Source organism: Bradyrhizobium sp. CCGUVB14 (genome assembly GCF_024199935.1).
In the GTDB taxonomy this organism is placed as follows: Bacteria; Pseudomonadota; Alphaproteobacteria; order Rhizobiales; family Xanthobacteraceae; genus Bradyrhizobium.
Genome location: NZ_JANADS010000001.1, coordinates 6283692 through 6308788 on the forward strand (window position 1 = coordinate 6283692; position 25097 = coordinate 6308788).

The 25097-nt window shown below is 64.3% G+C and carries 26 protein-coding genes and 3 tRNA genes; 16 read left to right on the plus strand and 13 right to left on the minus strand.

Annotated elements, in window-relative coordinates:
• The first annotated feature begins 254 nt into the window (after nt 1-254).
• The 3 genes from gspD to NLM32_RS29465 all read left to right on the plus strand — a co-directional run bounded on the left by gspD (nt 255) and on the right by NLM32_RS29465 (nt 5025).
• Entirely contained in the window at nt 255-2627 is a 2373-nt protein-coding gene (gene gspD, locus NLM32_RS29455) for a type II secretion system secretin GspD (RefSeq protein WP_375143579.1), read from the plus strand.
• 16 nt (nt 2628-2643) lie between these two features.
• Complete coding sequence (locus tag NLM32_RS29460; protein WP_254132267.1) at nt 2644-3141, plus strand: tetratricopeptide repeat protein; 498 nt, start codon at nt 2644-2646, stop codon at nt 3139-3141.
• Nucleotides 3142-3669: 528 nt separating this feature from the next.
• Entirely contained in the window at nt 3670-5025 is a 1356-nt protein-coding gene (locus NLM32_RS29465) for a hypothetical protein (protein WP_254132268.1), read from the plus strand.
• Nucleotides 5026-5050: 25 nt separating this feature from the next.
• Here NLM32_RS29465 and NLM32_RS29470 read toward each other — a convergent pair.
• Together NLM32_RS29470 and NLM32_RS29475 are read right to left on the minus strand one after the other, a co-directional pair.
• A tRNA-Gly gene (locus NLM32_RS29470) sits at nt 5051-5124 on the minus strand.
• Between the two features lie 358 nt (nt 5125-5482).
• Complete coding sequence (locus NLM32_RS29475) at nt 5483-7885, minus strand: ATP-binding protein (protein ID WP_254132269.1); 2403 nt, start codon at nt 7883-7885, stop codon at nt 5483-5485.
• A gap of 335 nt (nt 7886-8220) precedes the next feature.
• Here NLM32_RS29475 and NLM32_RS29480 point away from each other — a divergent pair, with 335 nt between their 5' ends.
• Complete coding sequence (locus NLM32_RS29480; protein ID WP_254132270.1) at nt 8221-8934, plus strand: ABC transporter substrate-binding protein; 714 nt, start codon at nt 8221-8223, stop codon at nt 8932-8934.
• A 9-nt stretch (nt 8935-8943) separates the two neighbouring features.
• Here NLM32_RS29480 and NLM32_RS29485 read toward each other — a convergent pair whose 3' ends face one another.
• Nucleotides 8944-9129 (minus strand): hypothetical protein, encoded by a 186-nt coding sequence (locus NLM32_RS29485; RefSeq protein WP_254132271.1) that lies wholly within the window; start codon nt 9127-9129, stop codon nt 8944-8946.
• A gap of 205 nt (nt 9130-9334) precedes the next feature.
• Between NLM32_RS29485 and NLM32_RS29490 the strand changes: the two genes are divergently transcribed.
• Nucleotides 9335-9721, plus strand: a complete 387-nt coding sequence (locus NLM32_RS29490) for a YciI family protein (protein ID WP_254132272.1) — start codon at nt 9335-9337, stop codon at nt 9719-9721.
• Nucleotides 9722-9730: 9 nt separating this feature from the next.
• Here NLM32_RS29490 and NLM32_RS29495 read toward each other — a convergent pair whose 3' ends face one another.
• On the minus strand, nt 9731-10321 hold the full coding sequence (locus NLM32_RS29495; protein WP_254132273.1) for a TMEM175 family protein: 591 nt from the start codon (nt 10319-10321) through the stop codon (nt 9731-9733).
• A gap of 129 nt (nt 10322-10450) precedes the next feature.
• Between NLM32_RS29495 and NLM32_RS29500 the strand changes: the two genes are divergently transcribed.
• The 3 genes from NLM32_RS29500 to NLM32_RS29510 all read left to right on the plus strand — a co-directional run bounded on the left by NLM32_RS29500 (nt 10451) and on the right by NLM32_RS29510 (nt 14673).
• On the plus strand, nt 10451-12508 hold the full coding sequence (locus NLM32_RS29500) for an ATP-dependent helicase (protein WP_254132274.1): 2058 nt from the start codon (nt 10451-10453) through the stop codon (nt 12506-12508).
• 56 nt (nt 12509-12564) lie between these two features.
• Nucleotides 12565-13545 carry an NADPH:quinone oxidoreductase family protein gene (locus tag NLM32_RS29505; protein ID WP_254132275.1) on the plus strand — a complete coding sequence of 327 codons (981 nt, stop codon included), beginning with the start codon at nt 12565-12567 and terminating at the stop codon, nt 13543-13545.
• 96 nt (nt 13546-13641) lie between these two features.
• Nucleotides 13642-14673: an LLM class flavin-dependent oxidoreductase gene (locus tag NLM32_RS29510; protein WP_254132276.1), complete on the plus strand. Its 1032-nt coding sequence runs from the start codon at nt 13642-13644 to the stop codon at nt 14671-14673.
• A gap of 106 nt (nt 14674-14779) precedes the next feature.
• On the opposite strand, the gene NLM32_RS29515 is transcribed toward NLM32_RS29510, so the two are convergent.
• Nucleotides 14780-14865, minus strand: a tRNA-Tyr gene (locus NLM32_RS29515).
• A 207-nt stretch (nt 14866-15072) separates the two neighbouring features.
• Between NLM32_RS29515 and rlmB the strand changes: the two genes are divergently transcribed.
• Nucleotides 15073-15903, plus strand: coding sequence for a 23S rRNA (guanosine(2251)-2'-O)-methyltransferase RlmB (gene rlmB / locus NLM32_RS29520; RefSeq protein ID WP_254132277.1), 831 nt, complete (start codon nt 15073-15075; stop codon nt 15901-15903).
• Between the two features lie 56 nt (nt 15904-15959).
• On the opposite strand, the gene NLM32_RS29525 is transcribed toward rlmB, so the two are convergent.
• Both NLM32_RS29525 and NLM32_RS29530 read right to left on the minus strand, forming a co-directional pair.
• Nucleotides 15960-16451: a hypothetical protein gene (locus NLM32_RS29525; protein ID WP_254132278.1), complete on the minus strand. Its 492-nt coding sequence runs from the start codon at nt 16449-16451 to the stop codon at nt 15960-15962.
• A gap of 44 nt (nt 16452-16495) precedes the next feature.
• Nucleotides 16496-16981, minus strand: coding sequence for a hypothetical protein (locus tag NLM32_RS29530; RefSeq protein ID WP_254132279.1), 486 nt, complete (start codon nt 16979-16981; stop codon nt 16496-16498).
• Between the two features lie 317 nt (nt 16982-17298).
• Between NLM32_RS29530 and NLM32_RS29535 the strand changes: the two genes are divergently transcribed.
• The gene (locus NLM32_RS29535) at nt 17299-17751 is read left to right on the plus strand and encodes a hypothetical protein (RefSeq protein ID WP_254132280.1); all 453 of its coding nucleotides are present in this window, start codon (nt 17299-17301) and stop codon (nt 17749-17751) included.
• Nucleotides 17752-17922: 171 nt separating this feature from the next.
• Nucleotides 17923-17997: transfer RNA gene (locus tag NLM32_RS29540), tRNA-Thr, on the plus strand.
• A gap of 16 nt (nt 17998-18013) precedes the next feature.
• Here the strand turns inward: NLM32_RS29540 and NLM32_RS29545 are convergent.
• Nucleotides 18014-18433 (minus strand): GFA family protein, encoded by a 420-nt coding sequence (locus tag NLM32_RS29545; protein ID WP_254132281.1) that lies wholly within the window; start codon nt 18431-18433, stop codon nt 18014-18016.
• Nucleotides 18434-18559: 126 nt separating this feature from the next.
• Here NLM32_RS29545 and NLM32_RS29550 point away from each other — a divergent pair, with 126 nt between their 5' ends.
• Nucleotides 18560-18826: a hypothetical protein gene (locus NLM32_RS29550; protein ID WP_254132282.1), complete on the plus strand. Its 267-nt coding sequence runs from the start codon at nt 18560-18562 to the stop codon at nt 18824-18826.
• A gap of 15 nt (nt 18827-18841) precedes the next feature.
• Here NLM32_RS29550 and NLM32_RS29555 read toward each other — a convergent pair whose 3' ends face one another.
• The gene (locus NLM32_RS29555) at nt 18842-19549 is read right to left on the minus strand and encodes a class I SAM-dependent methyltransferase (RefSeq protein ID WP_254132283.1); all 708 of its coding nucleotides are present in this window, start codon (nt 19547-19549) and stop codon (nt 18842-18844) included.
• Nucleotides 19550-19632: 83 nt separating this feature from the next.
• Here NLM32_RS29555 and NLM32_RS29560 point away from each other — a divergent pair, with 83 nt between their 5' ends.
• Nucleotides 19633-20388: a dienelactone hydrolase family protein gene (locus NLM32_RS29560; protein WP_254132284.1), complete on the plus strand. Its 756-nt coding sequence runs from the start codon at nt 19633-19635 to the stop codon at nt 20386-20388.
• A gap of 2 nt (nt 20389-20390) precedes the next feature.
• On the opposite strand, the gene NLM32_RS29565 is transcribed toward NLM32_RS29560, so the two are convergent.
• Both NLM32_RS29565 and NLM32_RS29570 read right to left on the minus strand, forming a co-directional pair.
• A complete protein-coding gene (locus NLM32_RS29565) occupies nt 20391-21110 on the minus strand; it encodes a bifunctional 2-polyprenyl-6-hydroxyphenol methylase/3-demethylubiquinol 3-O-methyltransferase UbiG (protein ID WP_254132285.1) in 720 nt (239 codons plus the stop codon).
• Nucleotides 21111-21374: 264 nt separating this feature from the next.
• Nucleotides 21375-23072, minus strand: a complete 1698-nt coding sequence (locus tag NLM32_RS29570) for a methyl-accepting chemotaxis protein (RefSeq protein WP_254132286.1) — start codon at nt 23070-23072, stop codon at nt 21375-21377.
• Nucleotides 23073-23327: 255 nt separating this feature from the next.
• Here NLM32_RS29570 and NLM32_RS29575 point away from each other — a divergent pair, with 255 nt between their 5' ends.
• Nucleotides 23328-23564, plus strand: a complete 237-nt coding sequence (locus NLM32_RS29575; RefSeq protein ID WP_254132287.1) for a hypothetical protein — start codon at nt 23328-23330, stop codon at nt 23562-23564.
• Nucleotides 23565-23571: 7 nt separating this feature from the next.
• On the opposite strand, the gene NLM32_RS29580 is transcribed toward NLM32_RS29575, so the two are convergent.
• Nucleotides 23572-23844 carry a hypothetical protein gene (locus tag NLM32_RS29580; RefSeq protein WP_254135576.1) on the minus strand — a complete coding sequence of 91 codons (273 nt, stop codon included), beginning with the start codon at nt 23842-23844 and terminating at the stop codon, nt 23572-23574.
• Here NLM32_RS29580 and NLM32_RS29585 point away from each other — a divergent pair.
• Nucleotides 23843-24235, plus strand: coding sequence for a hypothetical protein (locus tag NLM32_RS29585; RefSeq protein ID WP_254132288.1), 393 nt, complete (start codon nt 23843-23845; stop codon nt 24233-24235). The genes NLM32_RS29580 and NLM32_RS29585 overlap by 2 nt on opposite strands.
• 317 nt (nt 24236-24552) lie before the next feature.
• Complete coding sequence (locus NLM32_RS29590; RefSeq protein WP_254132289.1) at nt 24553-24807, plus strand: hypothetical protein; 255 nt, start codon at nt 24553-24555, stop codon at nt 24805-24807.
• Between the two features lie 28 nt (nt 24808-24835).
• Here NLM32_RS29590 and NLM32_RS29595 read toward each other — a convergent pair whose 3' ends face one another.
• A complete protein-coding gene (locus NLM32_RS29595; RefSeq protein ID WP_254132290.1) occupies nt 24836-25078 on the minus strand; it encodes a hypothetical protein in 243 nt (80 codons plus the stop codon).
• Between the last annotated feature and the right edge of the window lie 19 nt (nt 25079-25097).

Here is a 25097-nt window from a genome sequence, read left to right on the forward strand (position 1 = left end):
TGTCCGAATGGAAATGTGACGGTGCGATTGCCCGTGCCGGCGCCTCCGGCTCGCGCCATCGGGACGACACTCAAGGACGTTGATATTCCAGCGCGATTTTCTCCGCCACGCGATCACATAACATTTTGATCACATGCGTAGCATCATCGGCAACATTGATAACACATGACTGTCACAGGACAGCGTTAAGCAGTCGCCCATTCGGCCCGCCCCGCCTCGCGGCGGCAACGGGCAGCGCGTGAGTGGGGTCGATTGTGGGCCGAACAGCATTCCGGATCGGCTTCGTCCTTCAATGCGCACTGATGTCCGTGCTGCTCGGGTCGTGCAACACTGTGAGTAACATCGAGGCCGACTACAATAACAACAAGGACCCCGACGTCTTCGACAAGGTCCGCTCAGTCGACCTGATGCCGCGTTATCCGAACCAGTTGCCGCAGCGGCAGCTCAGCACTGGCCCCAAGGCCAAGACTGCGATCTATGCAGCCGATCCCGGCGACGATACGCCGATCGCGACATCGGCGCAGGCCGCCACGGCGAGCACGGACAAGTTCGAGTTGAATTTCGACAATTCGCCGATCGCCTCGGTCGCCAAGATCGTGCTCGGCGACATCCTGGGCGTCGGCTACGTCATCGACCCGCGCGTCCAGGGCAATATCAGCCTGTCATCGGGCCGGCCGATCCCCAAGACGGATGTCGTGTTCGCGCTCGAAAACGCGCTACGCCTGGTCGGTGTTGCGCTGGTGCGCGACGACACCGGTTACCGGTTGATGCCCCAGTCCGACGCGGTCGGGGTCGGCTCGGCGGATGCGGCCGACCGCATGGTCCCCGGCTACGGCATCACGGTCGTGCCGCTGCAATATGTCTCCGCGCAGACGGTCATCAAGCTGGTCGACAGCTTTGCCACCAAGCAGGGCATGATCCGCGCCGACACCAGCCGCAATCTCATCCTGGTTCAGGGCACTGGAAGCGAGCGACGTAACGCGGTCGATCTCGTGCTCTCCTTCGACGCGGACTTCCTGAAGGGACAGTCCGTCGGCATCTTCCCGGTGCAGAACAGCAATCCGGGACCGATCATCGCCGAACTCGACAAGATCGTGGATTCCGGCGAAGGCGGCATGACCCAGGGCGTCATCAAGTTCCAGTCGATCGCCCGCATGAATGCGGTGCTCGCGGTGACGCGGAAGCCGGAATTGCTGAGCCGCGTCGAGACCTGGATTCACCGTCTCGACACCACCAATACCGGACGATCGGCAGTCCACGTCTATCGGGTGAAATTCGGCGATGCCAAGCAGATCGCGCGGGTGCTGAACGACGTGTTCGGCGGCAGCGGCTCTTCAGGCTCCTCCTCGTCGCCGCTCGATAGTCCATCCGGCCAGGTCGCGCCGGGCTCCGGCATGTCGGCGAGCTCGAGCGGCGGCTCGGCACTCAATCGCCTGTCGGCCTCGCCGACCGGCCAATCCGGCTCCGGAGGCTTCGGATCGAGCGGACGCGGCGGCGGCAGCAGCAATGCATCGGCCGACGCCTCCTCCGGCAATCAGGGCGGCTATGGATCGAGCGCCGGCGGCGTCCAGGGCGGCGGTGGCCTGTTCGACAACTCCGCATCCGGCCAGAGCGGCGGACGCTCCGGCCCTGGCGGGGCCGGCGTGCTCGATGGCGTCCGCATCACCGCAGACAGCGTCAACAACACGCTGCTGATCTATGCAAGCCAGGAGCAGTACCGCACTATCGAACAGACCATCAAGGAAGTCGACCAGCCACAGCTCCAGGTCGCGATCGATGCAACGATAGCCGAGGTGACACTGACGGACGACCTACAGTACGGCGTGCAGTCCTACATCATGAGCCGGGATCTCGGGCTCAAGCCTGATACCGGCTCGTTCGGCTACAATGGCGCCACCTCCGTCGTCGCCGCGGCGGCCGACGTCGCGCTCCAGCGCGCCATTCCCGGCTTCAATTTCCTCGTCGGCAGCGCTTCGACGCCGCGGGCCGTGCTCAACGCGCTGCACTCGATCACTGACGTCAAAGTCCTGTCGAACCCCTCCGTCGTCGTGATCGACAACCAGATCGCGACGCTGCAGGTCGGCGACGAAATCCCGATCCAGACCGGAAGCGCAACCGTGCTGACCGGCAGCAACACCATCGCCAACACCACCGATTATCGCAGCACCGGCATCATCCTGCGCGTGGTGCCGCGGATCAACGCCAACGGTAATGTCAGGCTCGACGTCGAGCAGGAGATTTCCAATCCCGTGGCCGCCTCGCCGTCATCGAGCTCGTCCTCGACCTCGACCAACTCGCTCACCCCGACCGTGTCGACCCGCAAGGTGCGCAGCTCCGTTGCGGTCGCGAGCGGCCAGACCGTGCTGCTGGCGGGCCTGATCAGCGACAGCCAGACCAAATCCCGCGCGGGCATTCCAGGGCTCGACCAGATCCCCGTCCTCGGCGAGGCCGTATTCGGGCAGACCGACAAGCAGATCAAGCGCACCGAGTTGATCATCTTCATCCGCCCGCAAATCATCCGTGACGGCGCGGACGCACATTTCGTCGCCGAGGAGTTGCGCACCAAGCTGCGAGGCACGATCAACGCGATCGGGCCGAAGCAGATTGCACCCACCACCTACCGCTGAACCTCGGAGCGGATCTATGATCAAGTCGGGCAGACTCCTCTTGCTCATGGCCGTCCTGGGGATCGCCGCAACTGGCGTTGCCCACGCGGATACGCTCGGCGCCGGAAACGCTGCATTCTCCCGTGGCAATTACAGCGGCGCCGCACGTCTGTTGCTGCCGCTAGCCGAGCGAGGAAACGCCCGCGCTCAGGCCATGGTCGGCTTCATGTGCGCGACAGGACAAGGTCTTCCGCAGGCCTACGACGCCGCGGGCTATTGGTACCGCCTGGCAGCCGAACAAGGCGATGGTACGGCACAATATCTGCTGGGCCTCGCCTACGACAAGGGCCAGGGCGTTCCGCAGGACGACGTCGCCGCCTACAAATGGCTCAACCTGGCCGCGGCGCATGCCCCGAAACGAAACCGCGAGAATTTCGCTAAGCTGCGCAATGCGGTCGCCTCGAAAATGAGCCGAGGCCAGATCGCAGCCGGCCAGTGGCACTCGCTGCGATGGCCTGTGGCCTCGCCGTTCTGAGCAACCCCGCAAGCGAAACCATGTCGCAGTCGCGCCCTCACAGCGGTTTACCCGGCCTGTGTGATCGCATGGATAATATTCAAGTAACATAACCGGACAGGAGTAACGTTACCTGCGCGATGACGATGAAGCAAAGCAGGATGCACAAATGAAACGCATCAAGCGGCGAGTCAGGCAAGCGAAGGGAAAGTGAACGTTTGTCAGAATGAAAAGGCGCGCTCTGTCAGAATTAGACAGACTTGGCAGACTAAGCCATTGAAAACACTGGAGCGGGTGAAGGGAATCGAACCCTCGTATTCAGCTTGGAAGTCACAAAATCTCGCAATCCGCGCAAGGGCTATTCCGACATTTTGCAGCCCTCAAGACGCTTGAGATCACTAGGGAATTTCCTGTTGTCGGAATGGTCGTGCGAGTTTCCCCAACGGTCGCCTAGTCTATGGAAATCCATGAAGTACGCCTAACCGCCGCAATCATTCCTCAACACTCCTGGCCCATCGGTGGAGAGCCGATCCTTGAGGATGTCAGTTTGTGATCGATAAACTGCTCAAATTCTCATTCGCGCTCGTTGCGGCAAGCATTGCTGCGGGCATGTCCTACTCGCTCGCCCTCGTCGTCGGCGCATCCTTGCACGGCGCGCCGGTGCTGAACCTATGGCACCTTACCGACTGGCTAGTTGGTCTGACTGTCCTCCCCTTTATTGGTCTGACTACCATCCCCGAGGCGTTTATCCTGCTTGCCCTTTTCGTCTTCGGGCCTTTGCAGATCGTTCTTGCATGGCGCGGCAAGAACGGTCGCGTCGCGCATATCGCCGCATCGACCTTCATACTCCTCGTAGTCGTCCTCGGATCCCTCCTGATTCTTCAATATGCCGATACGCGCCCGCCGCCACCTTTGCTCGACGAACTGATGTTGCTTGCACCGGTTGCGCCGCTTCTTCTGCCCCCGGTCCTGTTTGCAGCGCTCGTCTCGGGCAGCACATTCACCTGCGTGATGAACGCGCCGCAAAAGCTTGAACTCTGGCTGGTTGCGCCGCTGCTGATCTGGTGCGTCGCGCTCTATGTGGCGGCGCAGGACCATGTCACGGCGGGCATGTCAGGCACACACTGGTCCTATCATCCGGAATTCGCCCGCGACCCGATCCGCGTGGCATGGTCTCGTTATGGTAGTCCTCTGCTCATCCTTCTTGGTGGCGTCGGCGCCTTTCTGGCCTGCCTGCACCCGCGCCTCTCGCTGGCTTTCTTCGCGACGGCGCTCGCTATGCCGCTGTCCTTCGGCCTTTGGTACCGCCTGACGCCGACCGGCCCCGTCAATCCCTCCTTCACCTTGGGCAACCGCACGTTTTCGCTCGATTGGCGGCTCGAGCCTCGTCTCGACAAAGACCAATTCAGCTTCGTTGCTGAAAAGTCCGGCCCCTGGCGCATCGCAAATAGCCCCTTCTCCTCGAACATGAGCATCACGATCGGCACCGATCTCGCTAAGTTCGACAGCCTGAACGGCTATTCATGGGAGCGCGGCCCCTATGAAAAAGAAGGTCTGTCCTGCCGCGACGGACGCTTCGAACGTCGCCCCGAGAATCTCGCTGTCGTCTGCGAGGCGAAAACCGCGGATGGCCATGTGCTATCGTATGTCATGTGCGAGGCCGGCTATTGCTCGCATCATTTCCGCTCGGGCGAGTTCGCCTACTGGCTGCATTACAACCGCGACGATTTCCCGAAATGGCGGGCGTTCGAGACGGAGACTGTCGCCTATATCGACCGCGCTGCACGCGGCGAATTGCGCGACGTGCTCAAGGGCCGCAAATGCTCGATCACATACCGCTGCGCGGAGGACGCTTGGCTCGATAATCAGGGAACGGCGAACAACCTTCCGCGCCCCGCGCCGTGAAAAGGTGATAAGCAACTGAAATCATTGGAGCGGGTGAAGGGAATCGAACCCTCGTATTCAGCTTGGAAGGCTGCTGCTCTACCATTGAGCTACACCCGCGACACCGGCTCCCTAACACGGCCGGGCGGCGGTCTCAACTGCCACTCACTCCCCTTGGACCGCTTTCGCCGGTTGTCCTGACCTTGCGCACAGGCCTGGTTCCGCTCCTCGCCGCGGCCCCTTAACAGCGTCGGCCTTTCTGCCTATATTGAGATCTCCCGCAATCAACGAAAGGAGGTGATCCAGTGTCTTTTACCAAGCGCTGTCACCTCGCTGGGATCGCCCGCTAAGCTCTCGATAAGGGCTCGGCATCGGGGCGCTCTCAGCCCTGGACCAGCGAGCAAGAAATCGGGCGCGACGGGGTTTCCCCGCCGCGCCTTTTTCGTGGTCGGACCGCGCTCGCCGGCGCACGCTCCGCCTAGAGCGGCGGTTCGCCCGCGAGCATCTCGCGAATCTTCTGAGACAGGTCGGCCTTCCGGTACGGTTTCGGCAGCAGCGCCACGCCGGGATCGAGATGTCCCTCGTGGACGATGGTGTTGTCGGTATAGCCGGAGGTGTAGAGCACCCGCACGCCGGGCCGACGGAGCCGGACTGCTTCGGCCAATTCCCGCCCGTTCATGCCGCCGGGCATGATGATGTCGGTGAACAGGAGATCGAAGCTCACCCCCTGGTCGACCAAGGCGAGCGCGGTTGCACCATCGCTGGCAGTCAGCGTGCGATAGCCGAGGCTGCCGAGCTGGGCGATGACATAACCCTGCACGAGCGGATCGTCCTCGACCACGAGGATGGTCTCGTGCCCTCGCGCCGGCGCGGGCGCCGCCACCGGCCCGGTCCTCGTGGCCGCTTCGCCTGCCGATCGCGGCAGGAACAGCCGCATCACCGTGCCGTGGCCCTCCTCGCTCTCGATCGCAACGCTGCCCCCGGTCTGCTTGGCGAAGCCATAGACCATGCTCAGACCAAGTCCGGTGCCGCGACCGACCCCCTTTGTGGTGAAGAACGGCTCGAACACGCGGTCGCGGATGTCGGCTGGGATGCCGTGACCGGTGTCGGCCACGGCGACCATGACATAGGAGCCGGCATCGCCGTCGCCAGTGCCGCTGCTGTCGAGCTCCCGGTTTGCCGTCTCGAGCGTGAGCGTGCCGCCATCCGGCATCGCATCGCGCGCATTGACGGCGAGGTTGACGATCGCCGACGAAAGCTGCGACGGATCTGCCATCGCCAACCACGCATCGTCTGCGAGCCGGGTCACGATCTCGACATGCTCGCCGAGGATCGGCCGCAACAGCTTCGCCGTCTCGACCACGAGACCATTGACGTCGATCTCGCGCGGCTCCAGCGGCTGGCGCCGCGCGAAGGTCAGGAGCTGAGACGTGATCTCGGCGCCGCGCAAGGCGGCATCGTCGATGAGCTGGGCGATCGCGGCGAGCTCCGGCTTGTCGGCGAGCCCTTCCTGAATGATCTCGATGGTGCCGGTGATGACGGTGAGCACGTTGTTGAAGTCGTGCGCGACGCCGCCGGTGAGCTGGCCGATCGCATCCATCTTCTGGGACTGGCGAAGCCGCTCCTCGGTCTCGTGCTGCGCGGTGAGATCGGTGGAGGAGCCGCGATAGCCCATGAAACGCCCGTCCTCGGCGAACACCGGCTGACCGTTGACACTGAAAGAGTGCAGGCGCCCCGCCCGATCGCGGCCGCGATACTCGAACTTCCGGAACGGCTCGTGGCGATCCAGCGTCGCCATGTGATTGCGCCATTTCTCCGCTTCGGCGTCGTGGTCGAAGGCCGCATCGGGACGACGCTTGCCGATCAGGGCCTCGCGATCCATGCCGAAGGCGCCGGCCCGGTCCGATATGTAAGTGAACACGTGATCCGGCCCGGTTTCCCAGAACCAGTCGGATGCGGTCTCGGCATAGTCGCGAAAGCGCTGCTCGCTCGCGCGCGCATCCTCTTCGGCGCGCCGGCGGATCTTCAGATCACGTTCGAGATTCGCATTGGCCTCGCGCAGCTCGCCGTAGGCACGGCCGAGGTTGGCGCACATGGTGTTGAACGCATCGATCACCTTGTCCAGCTCATCGGGATCGTAAGGAGGCCGTCGCTCCAGATGCAACGGCGGCGGCGGCCGCGCCAGGCTGTACTTGCTGACGAAGTCGGCGATGGCGACCAGATGCCGCGTCACCAGAAGATGAACCATGTAGATGATGAACAGCGAGACGAGGAACGTCTTCGCCGCCTGGCTTGCCAGGATGACGAGAGCCCGGTTCAGCAATTGCTGATAGACATCACTCAGCGTCGCCTCGACATGGAGCACGCCGATGGGACGCGCAGTCCCCTGCACGGTGGTGGTCAGGGGATAGTCGCGCGTCACGACCGAGCTGCTGCCTCGCTCGCCGACGGCGACACGGATGGGATTGGGGCGATCGGCAACTTCACGCACTTCGGCGGCGCGGATACTGGGCAGCCGTAGGATGCCGTCGAGCTGGAGCTTGAGCTGGTTCTGGTCGAGATTCCACAGGCTCTCGCCGAGGCTCGCCGTGCTGCTGCGGCCGACCTCATCGAGCCGCGTCTCGATCACGCCGACTTCGCGATCATAGTCCAGATAGAGCTGGAGCGCGGTCAGCGTCAGCGTCACGATCGAGGAGAACAGCAGCACAGCGGCAAGCAGGCGAGGTCCGATGCCGCTGCGTGACCAGTTGAAGATTCGCGACAGCAGCGCTGCGAGCATCGGGGACGTGAACGCGGATCTGATGCCGTTCAAGTCCTGCTTCGCAGCCGCCGGCGTAACAGCGCGGCTGCGATCGGGATTGCTGTCACCTGCGTTGCCCATGCACCCCGTCCCCGAAAATGGCGACACCTCTCCGGCCTGCCGGTCGCAGCCTCACACAATTCAACGGTTTTGAATCTCCCTCAGCACGTGATGCGCGCAGCAATCCTGTCGGCCCTTGAGCGATCTGAGGTCGGTGGGGTCATGTCTTGCGGTCCGGCAGCGGGATCCTCGCGCAAGCTACCACTTCGCATGCTAGAATGACATCGGTGAAAATCGGGAGTCGCCCCCATGACGGGCGAAGGGTCAGTGTTGTTGCTCCGCGCAAGCGCCATCTCCGGTAGATCGCGCAGGCACCAGAACCCAGTGGTAGCAGGACCCGACCAGAGAGGCACATCATGTGGCGGATAGTCGTCGTCTGCGTGTCGCTGTTCGCAGCCGGTTCGTCCTCCGCGCAGTCGGTGATTCGGCTCGCGCGGATCGCCGACATCCCCGATCAGTATGTCGGCGGCGAGATGCTGCGGGCCGTCTATGCCAAGCTGAACATCAAGCTCGAATTCGAGGATGTCCCCGGCAAGCGGGCGCTGGCCCTGTCGAGCGCCGGCGAGGTCGATGGCGAAATCCAGCGGATCGGAACGCTGTCGCGCGAATATCCGACGCTGCTGCGGGTGACGCCGGCGATCAACTACATCGAACCCGCAGTGTTCGCGACCAAACTCCATTTCGACGTGAACGGCTGGAATTCGATCAGGAACTACAGCATCGGCATCGTCCGCGGCGTTGGCTCGTCTGAAGCCGGGACGCGCGGCATGGACCACGTCACGGCGACCACGAGCCTGGAGAACATGATCAGGATGCTGGATGCCGATCGTTTCGACGTGATGGTCACCGACCTCTTCAGCGGGCTGGTCGCCGTTCGCAAGCTCAATCTACAGGGAAGGATCTATCCGCTCTCCCCACCGCTCGAACGCATCCGCATCTTCCACTATTTGCACGAACGCCACCGCGATCTCGTGCCGAAGGTTGGACAGGTGATCGAGCAGATGGAGACGAGCGGCGAGCTGGCGGCGCTGCGCGAGACACTCGTCAAGCAGGTCCTGAGCGCCCCCTGACAACCCGGCTCAGAAGCCGAAGATGGCGAGCACGGACGGACGCTTGCCGCGGCGGCTCTCGACGATACGCTCTCCGCCACTCTCGGCCGAGCTGCCATAATAACGGTGATGGCCGGCCTGGTCGTGCAGATCGGCAGGTTCGGACTTCCCTGCCCGTCGCGCGTCGCAGATGATCTTGATGGTCTGACCCGACATTGCCGCCTCCGATGAGCCTTAACTGCTCTTGTGGCAATCAGTCGCCCCGTCTCCGGACGGCGTTCACTCCGCCGGGTGGTAATCGGGTTTCAGGACCGTTTCGTCGCACGCGCCGCGGCGCAATATTTTCCGGTCGGCCGTTGTCGGTCTCGGCGGCGACCATACGTCCTTCGGGCTGCGTGCCCGAAAAACAAACGAGGTGAAGATGCTTTACGCGATCCTGGCTTACCATGTGGAAGGCGAGATCCTGTCGTGGTCCGCGGCGGAGGACGCCGCGGTCGTCGCCAAGGTCATCGAGGTTCAGGCGCCCTTGAGGGCAAGCGGGCACCTTGGGCCGGCGGCCCGTCTGGACGACACCCACAAGGCCCGCACCTTGCGTGGCCCCGGCGCCGGCATCGTGCTGGACGGCCCGTTCGCAGAGACCAAGGAGCAGCTTCTGGGCTTCCACCTCGTCAACTACGACACGGAAGAGGAGGCCATCGCGGCCGCGCGATTGCTGCGCCAGGTCAATCCCAGTGCGGTCTATGAAATCCGACCGGTCAAGCTTTACGTGCCAGCCGATGGGTTCGGCGCGACGCCATCGAGCAAATAAGCGCGCGGCCTACGCGTTCGGGCCGCTCGGCGCCCCATAGAAGCGCCGGATCAGGAGCCCGCCGAAGGCAATGAACCAGAGGAAGGGCGCGACATGCGGCGCGAATGCCGCAACGATCGTGCCCGGAATGAACACGAGCAGCGGAAACAGCGAGGCCATGGTCTCGCGCCGCCAGCCGCCCAGAATGATCCACCACAGCCACGCATTGAGGCCTGCAATGGCGGTCAGGTGCAGACCGTAGAGCACGGCCACCGCACTGCTCATGCTGTAATTGGTGTAGAGGCCGTTGGTCACCGGCAGCAGCACGATCGAGAGCAGGAAGAACAGATTGAGGATCACCATGCCGCGGCTGCCCACGGGCTGACGTGCCAGCCGCCGGTGATGACTGATCCAGAACAGGCCGGCGATGATGAAGCTGAGCGCAAAGCCGGAAAGCTTGCCGGAATAGGCCTGGGCGAGATCGCTCCAGTCCGGCGCGCTGGTGAACACCGCCGCTTTGGGCAGGTCGTAGGCCAACAGCGTCATGGCGACACCGAAGATGGTGTTGCTGAGCGATTCCAGCCGCCGCATCTCGAACTGGTCGGGCTTGAGCTCGGTCATGCAGGGCGCGCGCTCTTCGGGCTGGAACCTTGGGCCGTCTTTCCCCCTAAATCCTAATTCCGGTTCCGTCCAGCCGCATTGCGATTCGCGCCGGGATCGCCGACTCTCGGTCTTTCACCGGGGCGATTCGTGACGACCTATCTGGACACGCTCAATGCGGAGCAGCGCCGCGCCGTAGAGCATGGCGTGGCCGATGGCGCGACCGTGGGCGCGCCCCTGCTCGTCATTGCCGGCGCCGGTTCCGGCAAGACCAATACGCTCGCCCACCGCGTCGCGCATCTGATCGTCGCCGGTGCCGATCCGCGCCGCATCCTGCTGATGACGTTTTCCCGCCGCGCCGCCGCCGAGATGGCCGGCCGGGTCGAGCGCATCGCCCGAAAAGTGCTGGGCGAGAACAACGCCGCGATCATGCGCGATGCCCTGACCTGGGCCGGCACCTTCCACGGCATCGGCGCGCGGCTGCTGCGCGAATATGCCGAACGGATCGGCGTCGACCCCGCCTTCACCATCCACGACCGCGAGGATTCCGCCGACCTGATGAATCTGGTCCGGCACGAACGCGGCCTGTCGAAGACGGAGAGCCGCTTTCCGGCCAAGGGCACCTGCCTGTCGATCTACTCGCGCTGCGTCAATGCCGAGATGGAGATCGAGAAGGTGTTGGGGGCGCACTACCCCTGGTGCGCGGGCTGGGCCGCCGAGCTGAAAGGCCTGTTCGCCGCTTATGTCGAGGCCAAGCAGGCCCAGCACGTGCTCGATTACGACGACCTGCTGCTGTACTGGTCGCAGATGATGAGCGACGCGCTGATCGCCGACGAGATCGGCGGCCGTTTCGATCACGTGCTGGTCGACGAATACCAGGACACCAACCGCCTGCAATCCTCGATCCTGCTGGCGCTGAAGCCTGATGGACGCGGGCTCACCGTCGTCGGCGACGACGCCCAGTCGATCTATTCGTTCCGCGCCGCCACCGTGCGCAACATCCTGGATTTTCCGCAAAGCTTCTCGCCGCGCGCGGAGATGATCACGCTCGACCGCAACTACCGCTCGACGCAAGCAGTGCTCGCGGCCGCCAACGGCGTCATCGGGCTTGCGCGCGAGCGCTTCACGAAAAACCTCTGGACCGACCGTACCTCCGCGCAGAAGCCGCAACTCGTCACCGTGCATGACGAGGCCGACCAGGCCCGCTACATCGTCGAGCAGGTGCTGGCCAATCGCGAGCAAGGCGCGCTGCTCAAGCACCAGGCGGTACTGTTCCGCACCTCATCGCATTCCGGCCCGCTCGAAATCGAGCTGACCCGCCGCAACATCCCGTTCGTGAAGTTCGGCGGGCTGAAATTCCTCGACGCCGCGCATGTCAAGGATGTACTGGCGCTCTTGCGCTTTGCCGAGAACCCGCGCGACCGCGTCGCCGGTTTTCGCATCCTGCATCTGCTGCCGGGCATCGGCCCCGCGACCGCGCAGCGCGTGCTCGACCAGATGGCCGAGAGCATGGACCCGCTGCACGCGCTCGCGCATCTCCCGGTCCCCGCGCGCACCGGCGATGACTGGACCGCTTTCGTCCGCACCGTCGAAAACCTGCGCTATTCGGAATGGCCTGTCGATCTCGAACGCGTCCGTCTGTGGTACGAACCGCATCTCGACCGCATCCACGAGGATTCCGAGACGCGCCGAGCCGATCTGATGCAGCTCGAGCAGATCGCCAGCGGCTATTCCTCACGTGAAAAATTCCTGACCGAGCTCACGCTCGATCCGCCGGATGCGACCAGCGACAAATCCGGGCCGCCCTTGCGCGACGAGGACTATTTGATCCTCTCCACCATCCACTCGGCCAAGGGCCAGGAGTGGAAGTCGGTGTTCGTGCTCAACGTCGTCGACGGCTGCATGCCCTCCGACCTCGGCGCCGGCACCAGCGCCGAGCTGGAAGAAGAGCGCCGCCTGCTTTACGTCGCGATGACGCGGGCCAAGGACGATCTGCATCTCGTGGTGCCGCAACGCTTCTTCGTCCACGGCCAGCAAGCCAAGGGCGACCGCCACGTCTACGCCTCGCGCACCCGCTTCATCCCGGAGCAGCTGGTCTATCTGTTCGAGCGCGCCGCCTGGCCGAAGGCCGCCGCGGGCGCGGCGCGCACCGGCGCACAGGGGCCGAAGGTCGACATCGGCGCGCGGATGCGGGGGATGTGGCGCTAGACGCAAGAGGCTAGTCTCGGGATCTGCCAGAATGACTGGAACAACAGAGGTCTGAGATGAAAGCCGTCGTCGTCGAGCAATACGCCCCGATCGATCAGATCGAACTCAAGGAGATCCCGTCTCCGCGCATTGAGCCCGGACAGCTGCGCATCCGCGTGGAAGCGGCGGGCATCGGCTTCGTCGACGGCTTGAAGATCGAGGGGCGCTACCAGACCAAGGATCCCCTGCCCTTCACCCCCGGGACGGAATTCGCGGGCATTGTCGTGGAAGCTCCCGGCGCACCGGGCGGCTATCAACCCGGCATGCGCGTGATGGGCATGACGCGATCAGGCGCGCTTGCCGAGGAGATCGTTGTCAAGGCCGACGCGCTCCATCCCCTGCCGGACGGCGTCGCGGCCGACGTCGCCGCCTCGTTTCGCGCCAATTACCTGACCGCCCTCTATGCGTTGAGCGCGCGTGCGTCGCTCTGCGCAGGCGAACAGCTTTTGGTGCTGGGCGCGGCCGGTGGAACCGGCACCGCGGCCGTGCAGATCGGCAAGCTGCTCGGCGCCCGTGTGATCGCGGCCGCGTCAACGCCGGAGAAACGCCAGTTCGCGCGGGCGCATGGCGCCGACGCTGACATCGACTACACGCAGACCGGCTGGCGCGACACGCTGAAGGAACTGACCGGAGGACATGGTGCCGACGTGATCTTCGATCCGGTTGGAGGCGACATCTCGGTGCAGGCCTTCCGCTCGATTGCCTGGCGGGGACGCCATCTCGTGGTCGGTTTTGCCGGCGGCGCGATCCCCGCGCTGCCGTTCAATCTGCCGCTGCTCAAAGGCGGCGCCCTGCTCGGCGTCGACCTCGCCCAAATTCCGACGCGCGAGCCCGAGGTGCAGAAGCGCCTGATGTCGGAGCTGATCGGCTGGCTTGCCGAGGGCAAGCTGACGCCCGCGGTCGGCCGCGTCTTCGGGCTCGAAGACTTCCGCGAGGCCTTCAAGACGATGCAGACGCGCGCGGCGCTCGGAAAGATGGTCGTGCGCCTCTCAAAATAGGATGCACAAACGGAAACCGAGCATTTCCGAAAGCCGCCTTGTGACCCGGCTGCCGTCCATTAGATCTGGTCGATCCTCCCCACAGAGACCTGATCGATGACCGCACCGCTCGAATTCGGACTGGATACCTTTGGCGACGTGACGAAGGACGCCTCCGGCGCCATGATTCCGCATGCGCAGGTGATCCGTAACGTCGTCGACGAGGCCGTGCTGGCCGACGAGCTCGGCATAGACTTCATCGGGCTCGGCGAGCATCACCGTTCCGATTTTGCGATCTCCTCGCCCGAAACCGTGCTGGCCGCGGTCGCGTCGCGCACCAAGCGCATCCATCTCGGCTCGGCCGTGACGGTGCTGAGCTCCGATGATCCCATTCGCGTGTTTCAGCGCTTTGCCACGCTGGACGCGCTTTCGAACGGACGCGCCGAGGTGATCCTCGGCCGCGGCTCCTTCACGGAATCCTTTCCGCTGTTCGGCTTCGACCTCCGCAAATACGAGGAGCTGTTCGAGGAAAAACTCGATCTGTTCGCCGCACTGCTCTCGCAGAAGCCGGTGACGTGGCAGGGCAAGCTGCGCCCGCCGCTCAAGGATCAGCTCGTTTATCCGCCGGTCGAGAACGGCAGGCTCAAAACCTGGATCGGGGTCGGCGGCAGCCCGCAATCGGTGGTGCGCGCCGCGCATTACGACCTGCCTCTGATGCTCGCCATCATCGGCGGCGACCCCGAACGCTTCGCGCCCTACGTCGATCTCTATCATCGCGCCTTCAAGGAGTTCGGCCGCCCCGCGCAGCCGATCGGCGTGCACTCGCCCGGCTACGTCGCCGAGACCGACGAACAGGCGCGGGAAGAGCTGTGGCCCGACTACAAGGCGATGCGCGACCGCATCGGCCGCGAGCGCGGCTGGCCGCCGATGGGCCGCGACGAATTCGTCAGCGAAGCCGAGCACGGCTCGCTCTATGTCGGTTCGCCCCATACGGTTGCGCGCAAGATCGCCAAGACGGCCAAGGCGCTCGGCATTGCCCGGTTTCAGCTGAAATATTCGGCGGGGCCGTTGCCGCACGAAAAACTGATGAACAGTATCGAGCTCTACGGGCGGAAGGTGGTGCCGATGGTGAGGGAGATGCTGGCGTAGTGCGGCAGTCCGTCTTCGCTCTCGCTGCGCTCAAGCTACGCCGGACACGCTTCGCCCTGACGGGCTACGCTCGGCTGCGCCATGCGTAGCCCTTCAGGGCGAAGCATGGTGGGGGAGGCAGGACTCGAACCTGCGAAGCCATGAGGCGGCTGATTTACAGTCAGCTCCCTTTGCCACTCGGGACACTCCCCCGCTCGACGGCAGCACAATCGGGCCGGACCTTGCCGGCGGACCGAAGACGGCCATGGAACGTGAAGGCCGCGACAGCCCGGATGGGGGCGCGACCGGGCGCGGTTATGGGCGAAGCGATGGGGTAAAGTCAACCGAGGCGAACAGCTAAAATCATCCTCTTGGGCGTCCAAATTGCCATATTCCGGGACCCGTGACACAAGCGAGCCCATGAAGGATCGAAAATTCATCCCCAAGGGCCCCCGGAGCGGGTCTAAGCCCTTCAACAGGCCCGGGAAATCGGCCGGCCGGCCGGCCCGGCGCGAACGTGATTCGCATACCGACGGGCCGGTCATCCTCTATGGCTGGCACACCGTCACCATGGCGCTCGCCAACCCCGAGCGGAACATCCGCAAGCTGACATTGACCGAGAACGCCGCAAAGCGCCTGGCGGACGACAACATCCAAACCCGGATTGCGCCCGTGATCGTCCGGCCGCAGGACATCGACCGCCTGCTGTCGCCCGACGCGGTGCACCAGGGTCTGCTGGCCGAGGCCGATCCCCTGCCCTCACCCGACGTCGAGGATTTGAAGCAGGAAGGCCTGGTGCTGGTGCTCGACCAGATCACCGATCCCCACAATGTCGGCGCCATCCTGCGCTCGGCCGCGGCGTTCGCGGTGAAGGCGATCGTCACCACCGCGCGCCACAGTCCGGAAGCGACCGGCGTGCTCGCCAAAGCCGCCTCCGGCGCGCTTGAGCTGGTGCCGATGGTCACGGTGCCAAACCTTGCGCGCGCGCTGACCACGCTGAACGAGATTGGCTTCCAGACCGTCGGCCTCGACAGCGAAGGCAGCGAAGACCTCTCGGACATCACACTGCGCGAGCCACTCGCACTGGTGCTCGGCGCCGAAGGCACGGGGCTGCGGCGTTTGACCCGCGAGACCTGCAGCGTCGTGGCACGGCTCGACATGCCCGGCGAGATCAAGAGCCTCAACGTTTCGAACGCCGCCGTGCTCTCGCTCTATGTCGGCGCGAGCCGGCTTGGCTTGATGAAGCCCTAAAAAAGAAAACGCCCGGCCGTGAGGCCGGGCGCTTCGTCAACTCAACCAATCAGAGATCAGTAGTAGCGGCGCAGCACGCGATGGCCGCCGTAATACGGCGCGTAGCGATGGGCGTAGCCATAGCGCGGGCCATAGCCGTAATGCGTGCGCGGCAGGTAGCCGTAGCGCGGACCGTAGCCGTAGCGATACGGACGGTAGTACGGGCGGTGATGATAGGCGTACGGCGCGACGGCAGCCGCGCGATAGCCATAGCCGTAGCCGTAATTGGCGGGCGCGACGACAGCGTCTTCCTGGTAGGTCGGGGTCGGCGCGAAGGCGCCCGGACCGGTGTAGGTCGGGCCCTGGTTGACGTAGTAGTACTGCGAGGTCGGCTCGGCGAGGCGCTCATAGCCGCCGTAGCCATAGCCGTAACCACCGCAACCGGTGTTGCAGCCGGAATAGACCGGAGCAACCGGCTGGCACGGGTTGAAGCCGCAAGCCATGGCGGGCGCAGCGCCCACAAACATCACGGCAGCCGCCGCGACCAGTCCCGAAATCATTTGACGCATTACTCTCTCCTGTTGATGTCCGTCTTGTTGGATTCTGACGTTTCTTAACCCGGCGGTTTGCCGGGCATTCCTGCACGCGGCCGTGGTCGCGGAGGCCGCGGACGGTCGTTGATTTCTGGGGCGAGGATCACCGGCGGCGGGTTGACCGGCACATCCATTTGCGGCGGCAGCGGCGCGGACGACGCACCCCAGCTCTCGTGATAGCTCTCGGCGGGCTTCGGCAATTTGCGGTTCGCGGGCGGCTCGATTTCGAGGCGGCCATAGCCGGGCTGCAAACCCATGCTCGGGTAATAATGGCCGACGTCGGGGGGCTGCCGTTCAGCCACATAGCGCCCGCCATAGATCGTCGGCTGGACCTGGACGTTCTTGCCCAGGCCCCAGACACCTTCGACGACGCTATAGGACGCATCGATATTGTTGATGATGATGGGCACGCCGGGACGGCCGGGCACGACGATATCGAAGCCGCCGCCGGCAAAGGCCGTCGCGGGCAGTCCGATCAGAAAGGCCGCGAGCGCGTATGCGCGCATGGAAGGATCCCGGTTGTCCGGATCACAACCTAACGGATGGCGGCGTAGAGAGGGTTAAGGACAGCTGAGCAAATTCCGGTAAGCCTAACGCGTAAGGATCGCGCGCTGCTCAAATGCGGCGAAGCGCGCTAGTGAAGCGTTAACGGGAGAGACAGCCGCTCCACCGCTGGCGCCGACAAGGTTGCCTGGCACAGGCTGCACATCCTGCGCGGGTTCACGTCGATGTGACCCCGCAGGCCAGAAAACGCGGCAGAAAACGCGGAACGACAGCGTCACGTTGCACTTAGCACAGGTCTCAACAACATGGAGGAAATGCCATGACGAGCCTGAAGCTACTTGGCTTGGCCGCGATCGTTGCGTCCACGCTCGCCACACCAGCCTTCGCTCAAACTGCGGCCGACAATGCGGCCCGCTGCAATGGCTTGTTCCAGGATCCCGCTTGCCAAAATCTCGGCCCCGGCAATCCCACCACCGATCGCGCCTATCGCCGCCGGCACATGGCCCATCAGCAAATGAACCCGAATGATCAGGGACAATCGGGCTTCTGGCCGGTCGACACGGCGGGGGCGGTGGCAGGCGCCGCCGTCGGCACCGCAGCAGCGGTCGCCGCCGCGCCGTTCCAGGGCTGGAGCAATTCCTATGCGAGCTACGACCGCAGCGGGCCCGGCTGGTACGGCAATTGGGATGCCTATGCCGCCCGCAACGGCATCGTGTGCAGGCCCGGCACGTGGTTCAAGGGGGACGACGGCCGGCAGCATCTCTGCCAATAAGCCCCAAAAACTCAGTCGAAATGGCTCAGGCGGCCCCGATCGGGCCGCCTGTTTCATGCCGGCGGACACCACCGCAGGTTCTGGCACTTCCCGGACAAGTCTGGTATTGCGACCGCGAACAAGCGGACATGCTGGCGCCAGCCGGCAACCCGCATGGGTTCCTTGCAAGTGGCCGGCTTAGCTCAGCGGTAGAGCAGCGGTTTTGTAAACCGAAGGTCGGGGGTTCAATCCCCTCAGCCGGCACCACATCCATCCGCGTTCGTCAGCTCGACGTCTTCCTGATGCTGCCGTGTGGGAGATGCTCGACGTCTGCGCCGGTGATCTCCACCCATACATGCTTCGACCGCTCGAAGACCGATTTGATTGGCGCGGGGAAGTTCGGGTCTGCGATCGCGCCGAGGGCGACGCCGATCATCGCCGGCAGATTGTCGGCTTTCCAATAAACGGTCGAGCCGCAATCAGGACAAAAATAGGAGCGGACCGTGCCGCCGCTCTCGGCGGGACGGACATATTCCTTCGTCGTCCCGGAAATTGTGACGGTGTCTGCAGGATAAAAGGCACCGACGCCAAATGGCGCGCCGCTCCGCCGCTGGCATTCGATACAGTGACAAGCCGCGACCAGGTTGGTCGGTCCCGGAAGCGAAACCACGACTGCGCCACAACTGCATCTGGCATCGATCATTGACTACACTCCTTGCGTCTATCTCTTCCATGTCCGGGCATTTTTGTTCCGCCGAATCTCGCATGGCCTCATGCGCAACCATCCGCGTCCCGCTCCGTAACTCGAAGCGGTGGACTCGGAGCATGCATGGTTATTTTGACTGACGAAGAAGATCTCGCCGTCCAGGCGAAACTCAATTTCATCCTCGGTGCCAAAACATACGATACGTATTTCCAGGGGTTTCATTGTGCAGAACTGACCGACGGCGTCGTCACAGCCTACGCCAAGAGCGAGTACATGGCTGGCGTCATCAGCGCCGAATTCAGCAGCGAGCTCGCGGTGGTGGTGGAGAGCATTACCGGTGAACGCGTGACGGGCGTGCTGGTCCTGCCGCCGCCCGCATCGCGGCGGTGATGGCCGAGCGGCCTGTCAGACGGAGGCCGTGCCGCCGTCCGGCAACTCATCCAGCCGCCAGAGCCCGATACTCTTGTCACGCCAGCCGCCACCACCCTCGTCGCAGCGCTCGTCGATCAGCTCGGACGGGCGCGGCCAGTGGAACGGCGCCTTGGTCATGTTGAGCGCGCGCCAGTCGCCGTCCTCGCAATCGCTATTGTTGTCCCACTCCGGAAACGTCGTAACCAGCAGGAATTGCGCGCCGCTTGCACGAAAGCGAGCGATGGCGCGCGCGATGTTCTGGAAGCTCAGATGCACGAGGCAGTCGCGGCACAGGATGACGTCGCAACCCGGCAAGGAATCGCGCGTGATGTCGGCGACCAGAAAGCGGCCGCGCACATCGCCTCGCGCCACGCGCGCCATGTTGGCCGCGATCAGCGACGGAACGATGTCGATGCCGGTATAATCGACCTCGAGCTTGATGCTGCCGATCCAGCCCGCATCGCCGCAAGGCGCATCGAGCAGCGAACGCGCGCCAAGCCGCTGCAACAGGCCGGGCAGCGTCTCGCGGATCCCTGAGGTGGCATGCCCCTCCGACCCGAGGCCCGAAACCGAGGTCGAAGCTCCCCACAGGTTGGTCCGCTGAATCCGCTCAAAGCGCGCGGCAAGATCGAGGCCGGCAAAATTCTCGCGGTCGGCAACGAACCGCTCGTGGGCAAGCACGGAGGGGCGATGGGAGATCATCGGATGGGCTCGCGTCAAGATTCCGTCGCAACCGCAATATAGACGCGATGCATCGCATCCGAAATGTTTCTCCGAGCCCGTCGATGATCAACCGCCGCGCGGCGCTGGCCGCCATCGCCGCACAGCTCATCCCCGTCACTGCACGGAGCGCACCCGGCGAGCAATTCAACGTCGCGAGCGGACATGACAGCCTGCCGGTGTCGCGTTATGCAGCGGCAGTCGACGGAAAACGTCCCGCCGTCATCGTGCTGCACGGCTCACGCGGGATTGAGCTCAGAACCCGCGCCTATGAGCGATACGCCGACGCGCTGACGGCACGGGGCATCGACACCTATTTTCTCCGCTACATGACGCCGGCCGATATGGCTGCGTTGACGGCCACCTCGCACGACATCCGTGAGGCCTATGAGACGACGCGGTTCGACGGCTGGGCCGATACGGTCGCCGCCACCGTGACAGCGGTCCTCGATCGATCGGACAGTTCGGGACGCATCGGCCTGCTCGGCTTCTCGCTGGGCAGCTATGTTGCCGCCGAGGCTGCCGCGCGCGACACCCGCGTCGCAGCCCTCGCGGTGCTCTATGGTGGCATGCCGCAGGCCATGACCACCAGGATCAAGCATATGCCGCCGTTGATCGCGCTGCATGGCGAAGCGGACAAGAACGTCCCGATCGCGGAAGGCCGGCAACTGGTCGCGCTCGGCAAGTCGTTCGGCGCCGAGACCGAATTCGTGCCCTATCCGGGCAAGGCTCACGGCTTCGATTTCTCGGACACCGATCCGATGACCCAGGATGCGATCGATCGGGTCACGCGGTTCTTCCAGGCCAAACTCATCGTCTGAGCTTAATCCGGCTTCTGCCACTCCATGACGTGGAAGAACGGCACGCGACGATGATGCGCAATTCTATTGGGATCGCCGGCTGTGGGCTGCGGTTCAACGAACAGGCGCAACTGGAGGCCGTGACCGAGCAGCAGCGTCATGTAGGTGCTGAGCGGACGATGCCAGTTCTGGACACGGATGCCGCTCCAGCTGACCCAGATCGGCCGCTCGTCCATGTAGTGGTCGATCGCGAAGCGCGGGATACCCTCGCGGTCGCGCGTCCATCCATCGGGCTGGCCCGCGGTGTTGAAGCTGGTCAGATTGGCGATCAAAAGCGTGCCGCCGGGCCGCAGCGCCGCCACCATCTTCGCGATAGCCCCAGCAAGATCTGGCATGTCGATCAGGCTGAGATAACTGACAACCAGGTCGAACTCCGCCTCGACCTCCATCGTCTCGGCGGAGCCGAGCCGGTAGTCGCCCTGCGGATCCAATTCCTTGGCGCGCGCGAGCAGTACCTCGGTCGGATCGATGCCGATGGTGCGGATGCCGGCACGCTGCATGATGCGGCAGAAGCGGCCTTCCCCGCAGCCGACGTCCAGCGCATTGTGGAAACCGCGTCCTTCGATGCGCGCCTGCATCGGTGCATCCAGCACAAAACGCCGGCCATAGTCGCCGTGTTCGCCCTGCTCGACGATCCATGCGGACGCGGACGCGGCCCAGCCGTCGCCGATGTCATCGCTCATGGCGTAGCCTTCGCGAATGGAGTTGGCCGCTTGCCAGCGGGGACGGCTACTGACCACAGATTGGATCGGAGTTCAACATGAGGTAGCATGCGAGCCGCATGCCGTCCTACACCAACAGAGAAAACGCCAAGATCATCGCCGGAGCCGTCGCGGCCGTCGTCGCGACGCTGTTTCTTTTCGCGGTCGCGATGGCGTTCTTGCTACAATAAGATCTGTGGTCCGCCGGCGGCCTGGAGTGCCGCCGGATCTTCTCCGTCGCGCGGCTCAGGCCGCGCGCACCGTCCGCAGGAATTTTCCGACTTCGTCCTTCAGCCGATTGCTGTCGGTCGCCAGCATCTTCGCGGTCGAGAGCACCTGCGAGGACGCCGAGCCGGTCTCGGCCGCGCCGCGCTGCACGTCCGTGATGTTGGTCGAGACCTGCTGGGTGCCGTGCGCGGCCTGCTGCACGTTGCGCGAGATCTCCTGGGTCGCGGCGCCCTGCTCCTCGACGGCGGCGGCAATGGTCGAGGACACTTCCGACAGCCGCTCGATGGTCGCGGAAATGTCGCGGATCGCCGTCACCGATTCCTGCGTGGCGTTCTGGATACCGGAGATCTGCTGGCTGATCTCGCCGGTCGCCTTTGCGGTCTGCTCTGCCAGTGTCTTCACCTCGGAGGCGACGACGGCGAAGCCGCGGCCGGCCTCGCCCGCGCGCGCCGCCTCGATGGTGGCGTTCAGCGCCAGGAGATTGGTCTGGCCCGCAATGGTGTTGATCAGCTCGACGACGTCGCCGATGCGCGTTGCCGCGACCGAGAGCTCGCTGACGCGCTCGGTGGTGGTGCGGGCCTGATTGACGGCCTCGCTCGCCATCCGCGCGGATTCCTGCACCTGCCGGCTGATCTCGTTGACCGAGGACGACAATTCCTCGGTTGCGGTCGCGACCGACTGGACGTTTCCGGTGGCTTCACCGGAGGCAACCGCGACCACCGAGGTCAGCTCCTGCGCGCGGTGCGCCGTGGTGGCCAGCGTCGAGGACGACGCTTCGAGCTCGGTGGAGGCGGATCCGACGGTGTCGATGATCTCGCCGACCGCGCGCTCAAAACCATCGGCCAGGTTGAACATGTCGCGGCGGCGCTGCTCGGCAGCCTGCTTCTCGGCTTCCACCTGGGCCGCCTTGAGCCGCTCGACCTCGAGCGCGTTGGTCTTGAACACTTCGACCGTCTTGGCCATCTCGCCGATCTCGTCGCGGCGATCCTTCTCCGGCACCTCGGTCTTGAGATCGTTGCGCGCCAGGCCCTCCATGGCGAACTTGAGCCGGGCGATCGGCTTCGACATCGCCACGAGGCCGATGAAGAGCGCAATCGCGATGCCGACGATCAGGCCGCCGGCGCTGACGCTCACCACGGTCCAGGTCGCGGATTTGGTATCACGCTCGATCGCTTCCTTGCGCTGGGTCACGGCCTTGGACGTATCGGCCGTGAACTTGGCAACGCGATCGAGGGCGGCATCGATCAGCGGGTCACACTCCTTGTGAGCACGATCAGCGGCCTTGGCGTTTTCTTCCGGGCTGTTCGCAGCCGCGCCGGCCTGGAGCACGGGATCGCAGCCTGCAAAGGCAGCCGTCAACTGCGCGCCGACGCTCTTCGTCTCGGTTGCTCGCGCCGGGTCGTCCTGCTCCGCAGCGTCCAGGTATTGGCGAATCTCATTGCGATTCTGGTTCGCGATCTTGAGGCGATTGGCGTTGCCCGCCTCGGTCGTCTCGGTGAACACCGCATAGAGTGCGGCGTGGTAGGTCTCGATGCGGCGTTGGGCCCGCGTGAGGTTGAGGGCCGACGACTGCATGGCGGTAAGCTCGCTGAAACCGTCGACGGCCGCCGACAGCTCGCGGATGCCGAAGGCGGCGACGGCGACCAGGGCGAAGCCCATCACGGTCACGATCAGCGCAACCTTCAACACGATCTTCAAATTGTTCAAAAAGCTCATCGCAGCCGCCTAAATTTTTCGATCACCATTGACCGAAGCAGTCCCAGCGGCGGCATTGGAACCCGCTAACGTTAAAATTTGATACTAAATGACGCGCGTAACCTTACGGGAAAATACCCATTCGGCGGCCACCCGTAAGCCTCACGTAAGTTTCGATCGGTTATAGGGCCGCCCGAGCCGCCACGGCTCGCCCGGAACCAACCGCCCGGCTCGCTCGTTCTCGCCCCCATGCGGATCAGAGAAGACAATCGAAACATGTTCCTGCTGACGACGGTCGCGCTGTGCTGCGCCCTTGTCGCCGGCGCGCTCGCGGTGCTCAAGCCCGCGCCCGCGGTGCTCGAGCCCGCGCTTGCGGTGCTTCAGCCGGTGTATGGAGAGCCTCCAGCGAAGCAGGTCGCCGACAGCAGGCCGATCGATAGCTCAGCCCCATCTCAGGTCCGGGTGGTCGGCGGCGCCGCGTTCGTGCCCAACGTCAATCCGCGTCAGCGCTAGCTCGCGATCAGGTCGGAGAGGCCTCGTGGCCGTCCTCGGACCGGGCTTGGGCACGCAGCAGATTCTCGACGAACGCGATCACCTCCGCCCGCTTGTCAGGTGGCAATGACAGAAAGGCGCGCACGAGCCGCAGGCCCTGCGCTTCCTCCGACTGGTCGGCCCCGGAATCCATCCATCCAATGTCGGGCGCCCGGGAAAAATATGCAATCCCTTGCAGACAGCCTGCTTGATTCGGCGCCCCGGCTTTGGTGGAATAGCTCCAAACAGGGTGGTGGATCATGAAGTGGATCAGAGAGCGCGACGCGCTGATCGCGCAGACACTGGCCTTCGTCCAATCGGTTTCCGGCAAGAAGGACGACATCCGTCAGCCGGATACCGCTGCGGCTGCGCCGGTTCTGGCTGCGGAGATCGTCTCCGTCCAGACCGTGACTGTCGCGTTCGAGCCGCAGCCGGCCAATCCACCGCCGCTCGCCCCGCTGCCGCAGCCCCCGCCGGTCCCTTTGCCACCTCGCGCGGCAGGCGATTTCCGCAGCGAGATGCAGGCCCGCATCGCCAATTTCAGAAAGCATCAGGAGCGCTTTGAGCGCGAGCGCGAGGAGTATTGCGCGGCGACCCTGAGCAAGTTGCGCGCCGCCATCAGCGCTTCCGGCCCGCCGCCGGCCCAGAAGTAGGGCCGGCCCGGCTCCGACCTTACAGCCAAGATCTTACAGCCAAGACCAAACCAGCCAGAGATTGGCTGCGCAGGCGCCTAAAAGTGCCAGCGTCAGTGGCAGAAGCATGTGCCCGCAGCAGGTTTTCAGGTCGGTCGTCATGGCCGGAAACATCCGCTGATTCCGCCAAACGAGTCCCAATGTTTCTTTTTTTGCGGATTCAGGACTCGTTAAGGACTCAAGGCCCCAGCTCCCTCCCCCCTCGATCACGGCCCCGTGATCGCTCCGGAACCTCCCATGCCATGAAGTCGTTAACGCGCTTTCCGGGAGCGGGAAGCATGCCCTACGCCCTGTTCTGCAACGACAGCCAGATCAGCAAAGCCTATCCTGATGAGGCCGACGTCTGGAAGCTCGCGCAACGAAGCGGCCTGGTCGTGGACATCGGCACCGACGACGAGCGGCACGGTCCGCGCCGGGTGCTCGACAACGACTATGAGATCAAATCGTGCCGGGCCGCCCAAGGCGAGGACCCCGCCAAGAACAAGGCGGACGCCGAGCGGGAATCCAGGATGGAGCTTGAGCTCAACTCGTGAGATCGGGCCGGAAGGTTCGCCGCGTGCCTCAGGGCGTCGCTGTCGCCAGCGAGGCCTGCTCACCGGCCAGCGCCACGCAGGCCTTGCGGCGGTGCAGCCCGCGGATCGCGCCCGTCACCTTCAGCACCTTGCCCGACTGACAGGAGGCGTCCTTCACGAAGGCGACCTCGTAAGGTGCCAACATCAGAGGCTCGGATTTGAGGATTGTTTGGGCAGAGCACGGCAGGGCGACGAAGCACGAGACCACCACCACCGACGCCAAGATACGCATGTTCGTTGTCCCACCAGCC